Raw genomic sequence first — 16158 nt, 5'->3', positions numbered from 1 at the left:
GCGCTTAATAAGCCCGAACATCATTTTTCAACATATAATTAATAAAAGCCGTGTTCACTACACGGTATCCACCAGGGGTCGGATAGTTACCTGAAAAATACCAATCTCCGGTATGATTTGGACAGGATTTATGCAAGCCTTCAATTTTTTGGAAAATGATTTCAACTTCAGAAGGTGCATTTTCAGGAGTAAGCATCTGCCCGATCTTTTTAGAAATTGCTTCATAACTAAAGACATTATAAAGATCAGCCAAATAATTAGTCATTTTATCAAGGGGTAGATGTTGTTGTGCAAGGCATTTTTCGAGTGTTTCTTCCAATAAGTCTTCTTTATTTTGTTCCTGCAACAATTCTACCAATGCTTTGAAGGCAGCAAATTTTTCAATTTGAGACATGTCGATTCCATAACAATCCGGATAGCGGATTTGTGGAGCAGAAGAAACCACAATTATTTTCTTGGGTTTTAGAGTAGACAGAATATGAATGATGCTGTCTCGTAAAGTAGTTCCTCTAACTACAGAATCATCTAAAACGACCAAAGTATCAATTCCAGGACGAACAACCCCATAAGTTACATCGTAAACATGCGATACCATTTTACCACGGACCTTATCGTTTGCAATAAACGTCCGCATTTTATCATCTTTTACTACTAATTTTTCGATTCTCGGTTTACTGAATAAAATTTTATTTAGAGAATCGCTTGAAATGGGTTGTGGAAGCTCTAAAATATGTTTTGCCTTGCGTTGGTTGAGATGATCGTATAAACCCTCCATCAATCCGTAAAAAGCCGTTTCAGACGTATTCGGTATAAATGAAAAAACGGTGTTTTCAAAATCTTCATTGATCGCCTTGATGACTGGTCCGGCCAATTCCCGTCCAAGATTTTTACGTTCCTGATAAATATCGGAATCATTGCCTCTTGAAAAATAAATGCGCTCAAAACTGCAGGATTTTTTTTCCTGGGGCTCGAGGCATAATTCTTCTTTAACCTGACCATTGTATTTTACGATGAGTGCGTTTCCAGGTTTTAGTTCTTTGATATCTTCTAATTGCAATTCAAAAGCTGTTTGCAAAGCCGGACGTTCAGATGCCATGGCAACTACTTCGTCATCTTGGTAATAAAATGCCGGGCGGATGCCATTAGGATCTCTTAATATAAAGGCATCTCCATGTCCGATCATGCCTGCAATAACATAGCCACCGTCAAATTTTTTAGCCGCTTTATTCAAGACATTGCAAACATCCAGATTTTCAAAAATCAATGGATTAATTTGCTGTTGACTTAATCCTTCCGGTTTATACCAATTAAACAATTGTTGAACTTCCTCATCCAGAAAATGACCGATTTTTTCAAGTACGGTAATGGTATCTGCTTTAATTTTAGGGAATTGACCCAAAGAAACCAATTTTTCAAAGAGTTCTTCGACGTTGGTCATGTTAAAATTTCCGGCTAAAACCAGATTTCGGCTTATCCAATTGTTTTCCCGTATAAATGGATGGACCGTTTCAATGGTATTATCGCCATGAGTACCGTATCGTAAATGACCTAACAGCACTTCACCCATAAACGGTTTATGGTCTTTCATCCATTGGGCATCATTCAATTGTTCGTCAGTCAGATTATTAAAATGGTGCATAACGCCTTCAAACAAGGCTTGTAGGTAATTTGAGGAATTGCTTCTGCGTCGGGAAATATACTTTTTACCGGGCTCTACATGCAATTTAATGGTAGCCAGGCCGGCTCCATCCTGGCCCCGGTTTCGTTGTTTTTGGAGTAACAGATGAAGTTTCTGTAAACCATAAAAGCAGGTTCCGTATTTTTTTTGATAAAAATCCAAAGGCTTCAGCAGACGCACAAAGGCTAGTCCACATTCATGCTTGATTTGGTCGCTCATGAAGGATAATAAGCTGCAAAGTTACGACATATATTGGAAGAAATGTTCCAATGTTCCAATGTTCCAATGCTACAATGCTACAATGTTCCAATGGTTTAATACTACAATGTTACAATGTGAAATAGAAGGATTGCAGGATTGTAGCATTGTAAAATTGCAGAATTAGAGAATTTACCTCCTGTTCATGCCTTTTCCGCCCATTCTGTTTTCGCGGCGTTCTTTCAATTTTCGGATTACTTCATGATTAAATTCCATTTCTGCCGGTTCAAGTTGTGCTAATTTTTGAGGAGGAAGGATGGCTTTAAATTTTTCGTAATAATTTTTCTTCAGGTTGAGTTCTTTTTCCTGGATGCTAAATTGCTCTTCGAGTGCTTTATTGGATTCTTCCTCACTCATTTCTTTATTCCGGGCATCGCGTTTTTGTAGGACCATTTCTTTACGCAATTCCATTCGTTTACGGGAATATTCATTGTAAACCGGCCAAAAACGAGTGGATTCGTCGGTAGTAAGATCTAATTTATTGGTTAGAAAAGCAACGCGCATGGATTCCATTTTTTCCAACATACGTTCCTTTCCATCAGGACGTCTCTCCGGATCAACTTGTGACCAGCTATAAGTAGCCAGACCGTTGAAAATTAAAATGGTAATTAAAAAGCGTTTCATAGATTCTATCGTTTTAATATTTTATTCTAAAATTTGAATTAATAAATCTGAAGTTTCGTCATCGATATCATCATCCATGATTTCAAGTGAATTAATTTCTTCTTCATTGATTACACTTGCAAGACTGGATTGATCAAAATCAACAGCATAAGTTGAAACATATTCCAATAATTCATCTTCAGTTATATTGCTAAAATAATCCACAGGTTTTGGGTCGCTATACAAACGGAATCCTAACCAGGAAATTACTAACAGGACGCAGGCTGTTGCTGCATAAGACCAAACTTGTTTAAAATTGGTTTTAACTACTACTTTAGATTCTGAATTCGATGTTTTTTCAAGAATGTTTTGGATCGTATTATTAAAATAATTTTCTGGAACTTTAAATGGATTTTGTTGTAGCGATTCTGGTATTTGACCGCTTTCAATTTTATTTAAAATTCGATTTGGAAATTCTTCAAAATAATTTGCAGGAAGTTTAAAAAGTTCATTTTGTGATTCATCAAATTTATTATCCAAACGGATTTGATTGATGATAGAATCAGGAACCTGTTCCATATAATTTTCAGGAATAACAAATCCCGAACTTCCTTTTAGCAAGTCCTCCATGGGCAACTTAGGATCTGATTCCGGATTGTTTAGGTGGTTCATTATTAAATTAATTCTTTTTGTTTAAAATATTCTTCAATTTTTTTAACTGCATGATGATAAGAAGCTTTTAATGCGCCTTCTGAAGTTTGCAATACTTCAGACATGTCACGGTAGGACATCTCATCATGATAGCGTAACAAAAAAACCTGTTTTTGTTTATCCGGCAATCGACTTAAAGCATCTTGTAATGCCAATTGAATTTCATTTCCGTCAAAATAGGGATCTGCTTTCAATTGACTGATTGCTGGATGTTCATCCTGATCTTCAACAAAATCATATTGGAATTTCTTATTCCGTTCAAGGAAAGTCAAGCTTTCATTGGTAGCTATCCGGTACAGCCAGGTAAACAAACTACTTTTTTGTTCAAACTGTTCGATGCTCCGATACACTTTGATAAACGTATTTTGAAGTACATCGTCAGCATCATCATGGGACAACACCATTCTTCGGATATGCCAATACAATTTTTGTTGATATTTTTCAACAAGGGCTCTGAATCCTTTTTCCAGGCTTTCCGGTTTTTTGATCCAGTCCAGGAGTTGTGAATCCTCCACTTGTTTTGTTGCGGCCATCAGTAAGTAGACTTTGTTTTAGTTAATTCGTTTAATTCAAGGTTTCGTATTCTCCAATTTTATGTAGGTACAATTGGGTGCGCCCTCCTTTAAATTCAAACATGGGTTTAAATTTGGCATTAAAAACCACCCGTTCAGCACTATAGGACTGCATTGAATGTACATTTTGATTGTAGGATTCGTCAAATCCACGGAGTAAAATCATAACTTCCATGTCGTATTTCTCCATATTGGCGAGGTCTAATCCATGCAGCGGACTTTTGTCGTCAATAATATGATTCAGGGTCCAGTTTAATGGAAATAGGGCAATTTTACTGATTTCCAGGCTCAGATTTCTTAAAATACGGCTGCTGGTTTCTTCGGGGGTAAAGCCTACAATCATAGTGGCTTCCATATCAATGAGGGTATTGCTCAGGGCATTGGCGATTCGCATTTGTAAGCCGTAAGTCCCTTTAAAGGGGGCAATCAAAACATGATCTGAATACAAAATTTTAGCGCGGGGTTTACTGAATTTTGCATACACCAAACTGGTTATAATTGCCAGGGTGAGTAAGCCGGCTAAGGCTTCAAATCCTGCAATCCCCGAAGCAAGGAATCCAACAGGATGCATGCCACCATATCCAACCGTGGTAAAAGTTTGAACGCTGAAGAAAAAGCACTGATAAAATTCTTTCCAAATCGTTTCATTAGTAATTCCTACGATTCGCTCAGAGCCTGCGATGAAGTAAATAAAACCAAAAATCAGATTGATAGCAACGTAATAAGCTAAAATAAGACTTAGAAAAATGGGCCAACGCATTTCAATCAATTCGTGGTACCAACTTTTAGCGGTAACACCAATCCGTTCAATGTTAAATTGACCCTGGTCCGTAATCATTCGATTCTTAGTTTGGGAATACGATTTTCCAAAACCAAAATCCTCTTTATTTGGGTCCAATTGAACGCCGGTTTTTGCTGTTTCAGCCATATATATCCCTACTCTTTAATAAACGAATCCATTAAATTTGCAAACCTAAAGATATTTAAGAAATGTTAGCAAAGTTGGCCGCTTGGGTACTCAAAATCTGGGGATGGAAATCTACGGGTTTCGAATCATTACACCAATTACCCAAATATGTTATAGCAATTGGCCCACATACGTCAAATTGGGATTTTCTTGTAGGAATCCTGGTACGGTCGGCTTATGGAATTAACAAAGTTCGGTTTTTAGGAAAAGACAGTTTGTTTAGACCTCCTTTCGGTTTTCTATTTCGTGCCTTAGGTGGATTTCCTGTCAACCGTCAACAGCATCACAATCAGGTCGATGCATACATTCAAGCGTTTAATGAACACCCTGAATTTGCCATTGTAATTGCTCCAGAAGGGACTCGGAAAAAGGTCTATAAGTTAAAAACGGGCTTTTATTTCATTGCCAAAGGGGCAGGCGTTCCAATCATTCCAACCATAATGAACTACCAAACAAAATCCGTAGATTTTGGTACTCCATTTTATCCCACAGATAATGAGCAAAGTGACCTTGATTTTCTGACCAATTTTTTTAAAAACAGACCTGGAAAATATCCGGAGCTCAGTTTTTAATTATTAAATCAATTGGATCAGCTTGCCTACATCCCCTTTACTAAAGTTTGTAAATCTTATTTAACATCCCGAAGTTAAAAAACAAGTGTTAAAAACATGACACTCGTTCCAGATAGTAATATATTAGCAGATTGTTTAACCACTAAAACCTCTACCATGAGAAATATTCTATGTAGTGTTAGGTTTATTTCTACCCCCTCATTCTACGAAATCATTCGTAGATTACCTTAAGCAAATCCTTTTAATACCCATGATTGGACTGCCTGGAATTTCGAATAGCCAAGATACTTTGATCTGTGATAATGGAGGATTTGAGGATGAATTTATATACTATAGAGGCTATTATGCTGGACCATATAGATACGGGAGCAATACATGTACACCATTATATTCTAATTATTCACCTGTTATATATACCGAAGCATCAACATTGCCAGTAAGTAATAGGTTTGAAATTGTTCCCAATGGCATAGATAATTTAACTGGATATGATATGGTTCGCTTTGGTCAATATGCTTTACGATTGAATAGTCCAAGAGGCCATGTATATAATCCTAATGTAGATCTTAAATGTAATTTCTTCGCTGATGTTAATAGATTAATTAAAAGATTCAAAGTTACTGAGGAAAATAGGAGTTTTACTGTTTGGTATTTAGCAGTATTAGGGAACCCGGAAGGACATATGAATCAGCAACCATTTTATAGCATTCGTTGTGATCTCGCTCCGAATTATGATTTATGTTTTGATGGCATTTCTAGCCCCGCAAATACTTTATATCCAAGCGACGATTGCATCCTTGAAAATCAGCACATAAAGACATCAGACTGGGCTTGCCATAGAATTAATATTCCGAAAAACGAAGTGGGGAACATAGCCACTCTAGAATTTATAGCTGCTGATTGTGGTCTTGGTGTTCATATGGGTTATGTTTATATCGATGGAATATGTGAATCTTGTGATAACAGCAGCTATGGATCAGGTAAAATTGATAATAAGCCCGAAATTATTGTATCCTGTGATGGTGATTCAATAACCATTAAAGGTAGGTATACTACACCAACAATTGACGGATATAACATACTGGATGATATTACGGTTCCTGGTTTTAATATTTATGGATTGAATATTAATACGACCGCCAAAACTTTTTCTTTTAGAATTGTTAAAACGGATTTTCAAAGCCCTAATCCAACTTGCCGGGATGTAATAGCTTATTTAAAATTTAAAAATGCATCAGGTGATTTCCTACCAGATGTGCCAACTAATGCAGTAGAAATCTGTTTTGAAGACTTTGGTATACCGGATGTGGATATAATCATTGGCGATTGTAATCAAAACGATCCAAATAATCATGTTTTTTCTGATGATTATTATTATGTGAGCTTTACTATTTCAAATGCAGATAACAGACATTGGGTCTTGGAAAGACTCATGGATGATCCTTATCCGGATGAATCTGGACGCTATTTCTTAAAAACAGATGGCTATGGAAATGGGACCTACAAGCTTGGACCTTTCTTAATACAAGAAGGTAGATGGGTCTTGACATTATTTTATGGCGGTTGTAATGATACTTTCCAGATTATTCCACCAGATTATTGTTCCGGCTGTTTGCAGCTTTCCATGATGAAGATCAGCAATATTCAATGCGACCCAATGACAGGAATCTGGTCGTATGATATTAGGATACCAGGTCCTATTCCTCCAATTGGGGATTGCTGGCAATTAAACGGTTCTGATAAAGAATTTAACATATTGTATACTATTCAAGTTGGACAAGTAAATAATCAAAATTGCGAAAACCCAACTATTGGGTATGTGCCGCCAATTTGCCCAGGTGTTGCAACTTGTTTCGCTCAATTGGATATATGCCCACCAAAACCATGCATCAATGGAAACTATCAATCTTGCGATTTAGAAGCATATTTTGATGGAATTAATTGTATTGATAAAGGCAACGGTACCTATGACTACACGGTGGAGTTCAATGTAAGTAGGGCAGGATATCCATGTTACCGCAGTTTCGTTCCTAATAATCCAGTTTCTGAGCAAGGTTCATTTCATAATCCTTTAGGGCCTTATAATGAATCTGAAAGAATATTTGTAATCTACTCTTGTGGCACCATACCTTATACCTGCGAATGTCCAAGCACAGGTTGTTACAAAGTGTTTAAAATACGGAAACCGGAAGACTGCTTAGGCAGAGAAGAATTTGGGAGCACTACTTCAAGATCAAAATTGGTGAAAGCGCATGAAGTAGAAGTTCGCCCCAATCCAGTTTCATCGGATGAATGGATTATCAGTTCATCATTAAACAGAACCGAGTTTGACATTTTTAATTCATCAGGAAAACTTATTCTTTCTAGTTTATTTAATGGATCCGAGCATTATTTTAACCATTCATTGCCTGGTGGCTTGTATCTTCTGAGATATAAAAATGCTAATGGCAAATTTGCTACTTTGAAATTTGTTAAATTATAATTTAACTTATAAGAAGGGTGAATACCTTAATGGTAGACGCCCTTCTTTATTTTATGAATACCTATATGAAAGTTAGCAAAATTTTAGCTTATATTATCGGATTATCCAATATTCCGTTAATAATTCTTGGACAGGATACTAATTGCTATATTGATGTAAATGATACCGCAAAATGTTATTATCTACTTAAATATACAAAGCCGCCCATTATCCTTGAAAAAAAATGGGAATCAACAGAAATAGCATCAACAAGACAAGTTCCACTTGTTGCGGATATGGATGGAGACTGTATTCCTGAAATCTTACTAAGAGGTATTAATCAACTGGATGGCACCATTATCGATACACAAAGAGTGCATTTCTTTGACGGAAGAAATGGAAGCTTGAAAACGAAATTTGATTGTAATGGATTTCAAAATTATAACTTGTCCCCCGTTATTGCAGATGTGGATAACGATGGAATCAAAGAAATCATATTTTCATCTAGTTATGGTTCTTCAACATATCCAGCGGGCTTTATTTGGTGTTATGAGTTTTCAGGTAAGCTGAAATGGTCGTCGGATGCATATTATTACAATGGTAACTATGATCCTGGTGCTCCGAGTTTTGGAGTTGCCGATTTTAATCAGGACGGTTGGACAGAGGTGTATTGCAATAACCGGATATTTAATGGGCAAACTGGGAAATTGTTGGCAGAAGGAGGTATAAATGGTGTAGGATCAAATTTCGATGGTGCTGCAACAAACTCAGTTAGCGTAGCGGCTCAACTCGATAATGACTCAAATGATTTGGAATTAGCAGCGGGTTTTAGTGTTTACAAGGTAAATATAATAAATTTGAAAGGAATAGCCGGTAACCTAATGACCCCCATTAACATTAAAGTGGATAACGGCTATTTTGATGGAAAAACAGGCGTAGCTGATATTAATGGAGATGGGCAATTAGATGTTATTGTTGCTTACGGTGATATTGATGTGAAGTCAAAACTTTACGCTTATACTTTGAATAATGGTGTGCCTGCCTTGATTGCACAAAATTATATTCCAGGAGTAAATGGCACGAATAGCTGCCCTTCAATTGCCGATATTGATGGCAATGGCATACCAAACATTTTGGTAAGTAAAACAACTTCGATTCATAATTTTGAATTTGATGGGACCAATAGGTTAAATTTAAAATGGTCGCTCAGAGTAAGGGATACTTTTGCATTTACAGGAATTACAACCTTTGACCTCAATGGGGACGGTATCCAGGAAATTATATACCGCGATCATTTTAATTTATTGGTGATTGATGGTAGTGTCAATCCACCACAGATTATTGATAGTGTAAAATGCATTGCTGGAACTTTTCAGGAATACCCAATTATTGCCGATATTGATAATTCGGGAAAATCGCAAATTTGTGTCGTATGTGGTGGTGCAAGTCAATCTCCTAGATCGTTCGGATACCTTACCGCCTTCGGGTCGCCCGACACCCTTCCGGGCTGGGCACCTTCACGCGGAGTCTGGAATCAGTATGCCTATAACCCACTATTTATAAATGATGATCTGACAGTGCCAAGAGTTATTAAAAATCATGCCACCTATAATAATGGCAAATACAATAATTTTTTGCAGCAAGCTTCATTACTCGACAGCAATGGTATGTATAAAGTGGCTGCAGCAAATCTGTGGGGTAAAATTAATTGTGTAAACTACGATCCATTTGTAGATGAATATACAGTGGCCTTTGATGTTTTTAACAGTAAGGATGCTTCGTCTCTGGCTGAACTTAATCTGCCGGTTTCATTTTATAATGGGGATCCTTCTGTATCAGGTAATTTGTTAGGAATATTTTACTCAATAGTTCCATTGAATCCTGGTGATAGTCTGGTTGATCAACAGTTTAAATTTAAGGCTTCACAAATAAAAGACCTTTACATGGTGGTCAACACCAGCCGCAACGCAAATGGCATATTTGAGCCAAAAGATTTTTCTGTCCTTGAATGCGATTATACAGATAACTATTTCCATACCTCAGAGTTTCCGAAAACAGAAAAGATATCTGTTTCAATCTGTAATGGAAGTCAATATCGATTCTATGACACCATACTAACTGTCCAGGGAAGCTATGTTCATACTTTATACAATGAAAAGGCTTGTGATAGTTTAATCACTATCCTCAATCTTACAATGGTTGATACAGTTAGCAGTTTGCAGACTTTAACCGTCTGCGATAGTTTTAATTGGCAAGGCACAGTATATCGGGAGAATGGAACGTTTATTAACCATTTTCAAGCAGCAAGTGGTTGCGACAGTATTGTTACCCTGAATCTGACCATTCGCGAAAGTAGCGATACTGTTATTCAGATTACAGCTTGTAGAAAATTTGGATTTAATGATAAGGTCTACACTGAGGGAGGTACGTATTATATAAAATTGAGGAACCGCCAGGGCTGTGACAGTCTTATCGAACTCGATCTGAATATAATTGCCCTGGATACCAATATCACCAAATTGGGAAATACCTTAATCGCATTGGATAGTATTGCTTCCTACCAATGGGTTGATTGTAATGATAATTTTGCTGTTATACCCGGCGCGACGGAAAAAATTTACAAGCCAAATAAAGATGGAAGCTATGCTGTGATTACCACTATTTCGCCATGTATTGACACCTCTTTTTGTCTGCCGATTATAATATCCAGCACAACCAACAACCAAAAGCAATCGGTCTTAATTTATCCAAATCCTGCTACAGGGAGACTTTTTGTGCAATTCCTAAATCCCGTTTCAGGTAAAATTATCTTGATGATCAGAGACATTCATGGTAGAAGTGTTATAAAGAAAGTTCTGGCTGAGGGAGAAAAAAAAGTTATAGATGTGGATGTCAGTGGTTTAGTAGGTGGTTTATATTATTTATACATTCAATCAGAATTTGGAGCACATCAGATAATTTTTTCGAAAATGTGATTATTTGATAAATAGAAAATTCAGTGTAATTGACTTAGAGAGATTTAAACTATATGAGATCTTATCGTAATTCCACAAAAAGACTGGCTCGTATTGAGCTAGCGTCATACTAGAGCTCTTTTTTCAAGACTTACCCGTCTGAATGGATTATATTTCAAATTTAGGGTCTGATCCGGGATATTGAAATAGATTAAATCATTTTTACGATTTTCAGGTATTGAGCTTGCCATCTTTTAACCTTTCTTTAAATTCCGAGTCTTAATACTAATTGTACCTTTGAAAAGCTTTTGGACTATGAAAAAATACGTTTACTTTTTATTTTTAATGACAGCCCTGGGTGTTTTGACGATGTCAAATCGTAAAGGAAGGGCTACAACGGTCGGCTTAGGAAGTACCGGTGCACCTGGAGATGATGCAACCGTTTGTAAATCCTGTCACAACGGTCCGATTGAAGTCGGGGTTCAGATTACGGTGTTGGAGCAGGGAGATACTATATTAGCTTATGAGCCTGATAAAACCTATCAAATACATGTCCGTGTAAATCATACGGGTGGGACGATCCCTAAAGCCCATGGCTTTCAAATGACGATATTAAATGCACCGAAGGGAGTCAATGGTCCGGATTTAAAGGATTTGTTGCCCTTGAGTTCAAATGTAAAATTAGTTACCGTTCGAAACGGTCGTTTGTATGCCGAACATCCTGAACGAAGCACCCCAAATCTTTTTGAAATCCAATGGAAAGCACCTGGTATTGGTTCCGGTCCGGTAACAATCTACGCTTCAGGAAATGGAGTGAATTCCAATGGAGATGACAGTGGTGACGGATCTGCAAAAAATTCCGTCCAACTGGAAGAGAAATTAACTTCTTCAACAGAAACTGAAAGTTCATCTGCTTTGAGCGTTTTCCCCAATCCATTTTCTGATAAATTTTATTTACAAGGCGCAGGGACTGATCTCAAACAAATTGAATTGGTAAATTTATTTGGAAAATCCTTGCAACGATTTCAGGTAAATGAATCCAGTAAGTTTTTTATTTTATCAGAATTAAATGATGGAATTTATTTTGTGAAATTTTTAGATGCAAATCAAAAAATTATCAAAACACAAAAAGTTTTAAAACGTACTGCACGACCTTAACCAATTCATATGGGAGACAATTTGTTTCCTGAATACAGCGAACAATTTCTGGAAGATGCTGATCATGAAAAAAAATGGTTGGCTATTATTCAACAACGTGTAGAAGAGTTATTGGAGAAAGATCCGGGGCTTTTATTCAGTCATTTGTATCGACTGGATGTTGAAGAATCCATACTGCAATCCATATTAAAAAATGTATCTGCCAATCAGCTTCCAACCGCCATATCAGAGGAAATTTGGAAGCGTCAAAAAGCAAGAATCATGAGTCGGAAAAACAATCCGCAAGGATGGATTTTGGATTCTGATTTTTAAAATTTTTTATTGAACATTCAGCTTTCCTAGTTTCTTCAACAATTGATGAATGGCTTTTTCTAATTCGGAATATTCCGGTATTATTTTTCCAATTAGAACCAGTAGCAACAAGACTTGAGAATTACTGGACTCAGGAATGTATTCTTTCCAACAGTTGCGATAGACTTCCCGGATTCGCCGTTTAATTAGATTTCGGTCGTGAGCTTTTTTAAACAAACGTTTAGGTACAGAAATTGCTAATTGGGGTGAAGTTTCAGCTTCTTCGGGCAATTTTGAAATATGATATTTTAAAATTAATGGATGAGCAAAGAGGGAACTTGATTCCGCAATTAATAAATCAATTTGCTTTTGAGACTTAATCCGGAGCCTGGCAGGAAATTTATGATCTGGGCTCACATTTGCTTAGGATAGACGGCTTATTTTGAACCACCTTCATCAGAAACACTCAGACGAAGTCTTCCACGAGCGCGGCGACGAGCAAGAACTTTCCTTCCGTTTTTGCTTTTCATACGGGATCTAAAGCCATGTTTGTTGGCTCTTTTTCTTCTGGAAGGTTGAAATGTACGTTTCATAATACTATGATTATCAAGGCCTTAATTAAAATGGACTGCAAATATACGACGATTTATTAAATTATTACCGACTATTCATAGAAATTAAAAATTCTTCATTGGTACTGGTCCCTACCATGTGTTTTTTTACAAATTCCACCGCTTCCTCTGGTTTCATATCTGCGAGGTGGTTACGGAGTACAAACATTTTTTGGATAATGCTATCATCCAGCAATAAGTCTTCTCTTCGGGTACTGGATTTGGTGAGGTCAATGGAAGGATACAAGCGCTTATTTGATAAAGTCCGATCTAATTGCAATTCCATATTGCCCGTACCTTTAAATTCTTCAAAAATAACCCCGTCCATTTTAGATCCGGTATCAATCAAAGCTGTAGCAATAATGGTAAGTGAGCCCCCATGCTCAATTTTACGGGCTGCCCCAAAGAATTTTTTTGGTTTTTGAAGTGCATTGGCTTCCACCCCACCGGAAAGTACTTTTCCAGATGAAGGCGCAACCGTATTATAAGCCCGGGCCAATCGGGTAATTGAATCTAATAAAATGACGACGTCGTGACCGCATTCAACCATCCGTTTGGCTTTTTCCAACACGATATTTGCAACGCGTACGTGATTGTCTGCCGGTTCATCAAAAGTAGAAGAAATGACCTCCGCATTTACATTGCGTTTCATGTCAGTAACCTCTTCCGGTCTTTCGTCAATCAATAAAATCAGTAAGAAACATTCCGGATGATTGGTTGAAATAGCGTTTGCGATATCTTTTAATAAAAAGGTTTTACCCGTTTTTGGTTGAGCTACTATCAAGCCTCTTTGACCTTTTCCAATCGGTGTAAATAAATCAATCATCCGATTGCCATAATCTCTTCCACTTGGGCTGGTCGTTAATTTAAATTTTTCATTCGGAAACAAGGGTGTCAAATAATCAAACGGAACTCGGTCACGAATCATAATCGGATCCAGTCCGTTAATTTTTGAAACTTTTAATAAGGCAAAATATTTTTCACCATCTTTTGGTGGACGGATTGCACCAACAACCGAGTCACCTGTTTTTAATCCAAATAATTTTATTTGTGAAGGAGATACATAAATATCATCCGGAGAAGATAGATAATTATAATCTGCACTTCTCAAAAACCCAAATCCATCCGGCATCATTTCCAATACACCCGCTCCTTCAATCACACCTTCAAGTTCCACTACAAATAATGGTTCAGCTGGCTTTTGAAATTCACCGGCTTCTGCATGTTGCTGACCGGAATTATCTCCATTTTCAGTTTGCCCTTCTGGATTTTCATTTCCACCGGAATCATAGCGATTCGGTCTTCTGTAATTGTTTTGACGATAATTTCCTTGACGCTGATCTCTGTGACGATAAGGCGGCCTTTGGTCCTCTTTTCCAACTTCCCCTTCTTTCGCAGGTTCGGTTGTTTCAACAGCAGTAACTTCAGTTGCTTGAATTACTTCAGGTTTTATATCATTGTTTGTGGGCGCTTCGGATTCTTCTGCAACAGCATCGGCATTTTTAATTACACGTCTTCTGCGATGACGAACATTGTGTTCGTCTTCCAGAATTTCATACCCTGGTGCTTGAGCATTTTCTTTAGAATCCACATTGGTATCGGTTGCAACGGTACTTTTATTTAAAGCTTGTTGATCAAGGATTTTATAAATTAAATCCTGTTTACTTAATTTTTTAGAATTTTCTAAGCCAATTTTTTCTGCTAATTCGCGAAGTTCAGGAACCAGCATGTCATTTAGCTGCAAAATGTCGTACATAAATATTGAATTGATGGGAAGGTGGAAAAAAGTAAATAAATAATGATTTGAATAAAAAACGATTTGTTTTCAGAGGCTTCCAATAATCAAAAACCAAATAACAAAACTAATTTTTGAAAAAGACTAAGGAAAAACTCTGGAGATGCGAAGAATTGAAAAACTATCGGTTTCGCCCTGCAAATATAATACGAGCTATTGATTTTTCATCTTTTTTAATAAAATTTACTTTTTTGCAGTAACATTGCCCAACAGAAACACCGAGATATGCTTGAGCTCCGAATATTACGAAATGAAATGGAACGTGTCCTGGAAGGGTATCGAAAACGAAATCTTCCGGAAGAGCTTTTGGCATTGGTTCCGGAAATAATTGCCTTGGATGACACCCGAAAAGCCAGCCAGCTTTTAGTCGATAAAAATCTGGAGAAATTGAACATTCTGTCTAAGGAAATTGGCGAATTTTTTAAAAGCGGAAAAGCCGCTGATGCCGAATCTCGAAAACTTGAGGTAGTGCAAATAAAAGAAGCCAATTTAAAATTGGAAGAAGCCCTGGAAGCCGCCAAATTGGGAATTGAAGAACGTTTATTGGTATTGCCTAATGTACCTTATATCCTTGTACCTGAGGGAAAAACCCCGGAAGACAATTTGGTGTATAAAGCCTGGACGGAAGATTTGCCAAAATTAGCGGAGGGAGCCTTACCCCACTGGGAGCTTGCAAAAAAGTATGATTTGTTTGACATGGAATTGGGAGTGAAAATTTCCGGTTCCGGTTTTATCGTATATCGTAACAAAGGAGCCAAACTCCAAAGAGCTTTAATCAATTTTTTTCTGGATGAGGCCACGAAAGCCGGCTATGAAGAAATTCAGGTTCCTTTGTTGGTTAATGCAGATTCCGCCCGTGGGACCGGTCAATTGCCTGACAAGGAAGGCCAGATGTATTATGCTGAAAAAGACAATCTATACCTGATCCCGACTGCTGAAGTCCCTGTTACCAATATCTACAGGGATGTAATTTTAAAGAAGGATGATTTTTCTATAAAAATGTGTGGGTATACCCCTTGTTTCCGACGCGAGGCAGGGTCCTACGGTGCGCATGTCAAAGGATTAAACCGGGTTCATCAGTTTGACAAGGTTGAAATTGTGCGAATTGAACATCCGGATCGTTCTTATTCGGTGCTGGAAGAAATGCTGGCTCATGTAGAAGGCTTGTTGATTAAATTGCAATTGCCCTATCGGATTTTGCGCCTTTGCGGGGGTGATATGGGATTTGCATCTGCGATGACCTATGACTTCGAGGTGTATTCTGCCGCCCAGGAACGTTGGTTAGAGGTGAGTTCCGTTTCAAATTTTGAAACCTTTCAAACCAATAGGATGAAACTTCGTTTTAAAAATGACAAAGGTGAATCTGTTTTGGCCCATACACTCAATGGTTCCGCATTGGCTTTAGCCAGAATCGTCGCAGCCCTGTTGGAAAACCACCAGGATGCCGATGGAATCGTAATTCCCGAAGCACTCAGACCCTATACAGGGTTTGACCGGATCTATTAAGAAATATTTAAAGTTAAAATT

The 16158-nt window shown here is 37.5% G+C and carries 14 protein-coding genes; 6 read left to right on the top strand and 8 right to left on the bottom strand.

Going from position 1 to position 16158, the window contains the following annotated elements; translation table 11 throughout:
• Nucleotides 1–4: 4 nt before the first annotated feature.
• The 5 genes from IPJ80_05085 to IPJ80_05065 form a co-directional block, all read right to left on the bottom strand.
• Nucleotides 5–1897 carry an amidophosphoribosyltransferase gene (locus IPJ80_05085; protein ID MBK7912855.1) on the bottom strand — a complete coding sequence of 631 codons (1893 nt, stop codon included), beginning with the start codon at nucleotides 1895–1897 and terminating at the stop codon, nucleotides 5–7.
• A 171-nt stretch (nucleotides 1898–2068) separates the two neighbouring features.
• Nucleotides 2069–2560, bottom strand: coding sequence for a hypothetical protein (locus IPJ80_05080; protein MBK7912854.1), 492 nt, complete (start codon nucleotides 2558–2560; stop codon nucleotides 2069–2071).
• 21 nt (nucleotides 2561–2581) lie between these two features.
• A complete protein-coding gene (locus IPJ80_05075; protein MBK7912853.1) occupies nucleotides 2582–3211 on the bottom strand; it encodes a hypothetical protein in 630 nt (209 codons plus the stop codon).
• Nucleotides 3212–3213: 2 nt separating this feature from the next.
• Entirely contained in the window at nucleotides 3214–3783 is a 570-nt protein-coding gene (locus IPJ80_05070) for an RNA polymerase sigma factor (GenBank protein MBK7912852.1), read from the bottom strand.
• Between the two features lie 31 nt (nucleotides 3784–3814).
• Nucleotides 3815–4750 (bottom strand): Inward rectifier potassium channel Irk, encoded by a 936-nt coding sequence (locus IPJ80_05065; GenBank protein ID MBK7912851.1) that lies wholly within the window; start codon nucleotides 4748–4750, stop codon nucleotides 3815–3817.
• Between the two features lie 62 nt (nucleotides 4751–4812).
• Here IPJ80_05065 and IPJ80_05060 point away from each other — a divergent pair, with 62 nt between their 5' ends.
• The 5 genes from IPJ80_05060 (at nucleotide 4813) to IPJ80_05040 (ending at nucleotide 12246) form a co-directional block, all read left to right on the top strand.
• Nucleotides 4813–5361, top strand: coding sequence for a 1-acyl-sn-glycerol-3-phosphate acyltransferase (locus IPJ80_05060; protein MBK7912850.1), 549 nt, complete (start codon nucleotides 4813–4815; stop codon nucleotides 5359–5361).
• Nucleotides 5362–5611: 250 nt separating this feature from the next.
• Nucleotides 5612–7843: a T9SS type A sorting domain-containing protein gene (locus IPJ80_05055; GenBank protein ID MBK7912849.1), complete on the top strand. Its 2232-nt coding sequence runs from the start codon at nucleotides 5612–5614 to the stop codon at nucleotides 7841–7843.
• Nucleotides 7844–7908: 65 nt separating this feature from the next.
• Nucleotides 7909–10797, top strand: coding sequence for a VCBS repeat-containing protein (locus IPJ80_05050; GenBank protein ID MBK7912848.1), 2889 nt, complete (start codon nucleotides 7909–7911; stop codon nucleotides 10795–10797).
• Between the two features lie 294 nt (nucleotides 10798–11091).
• Nucleotides 11092–11934, top strand: coding sequence for a T9SS type A sorting domain-containing protein (locus IPJ80_05045; GenBank protein ID MBK7912847.1), 843 nt, complete (start codon nucleotides 11092–11094; stop codon nucleotides 11932–11934).
• Between the two features lie 9 nt (nucleotides 11935–11943).
• The gene (locus IPJ80_05040; GenBank protein MBK7912846.1) at nucleotides 11944–12246 is read left to right on the top strand and encodes a hypothetical protein; all 303 of its coding nucleotides are present in this window, start codon (nucleotides 11944–11946) and stop codon (nucleotides 12244–12246) included.
• Nucleotides 12247–12252: 6 nt separating this feature from the next.
• Here the strand turns inward: IPJ80_05040 and rnpA are convergent, their stop codons facing one another.
• From rnpA to rho, 3 genes are all read right to left on the bottom strand, one after another.
• Nucleotides 12253–12642, bottom strand: coding sequence for a ribonuclease P protein component (gene rnpA / locus IPJ80_05035; GenBank protein ID MBK7912845.1), 390 nt, complete (start codon nucleotides 12640–12642; stop codon nucleotides 12253–12255).
• Nucleotides 12643–12662: 20 nt separating this feature from the next.
• Nucleotides 12663–12818, bottom strand: a complete 156-nt coding sequence (rpmH, locus tag IPJ80_05030; protein ID MBK7912844.1) for a 50S ribosomal protein L34 — start codon at nucleotides 12816–12818, stop codon at nucleotides 12663–12665.
• Nucleotides 12819–12882: 64 nt separating this feature from the next.
• Nucleotides 12883–14592, bottom strand: a complete 1710-nt coding sequence (gene rho / locus IPJ80_05025; GenBank protein ID MBK7912843.1) for a transcription termination factor Rho — start codon at nucleotides 14590–14592, stop codon at nucleotides 12883–12885.
• A gap of 264 nt (nucleotides 14593–14856) precedes the next feature.
• Here rho and serS point away from each other — a divergent pair, with 264 nt between their 5' ends.
• Nucleotides 14857–16137, top strand: a complete 1281-nt coding sequence (gene serS / locus IPJ80_05020) for a serine--tRNA ligase (protein MBK7912842.1) — start codon at nucleotides 14857–14859, stop codon at nucleotides 16135–16137.
• Nucleotides 16138–16158 lie beyond the last annotated feature (21 nt).

The organism is Saprospiraceae bacterium (assembly GCA_016714025.1).
Lineage (GTDB): Bacteria > Bacteroidota > Bacteroidia > Chitinophagales > Saprospiraceae > Vicinibacter.
Note: the sequence above shows the minus strand (reverse complement) of the source record. Positions and strands in the feature narration are given on the sequence as shown.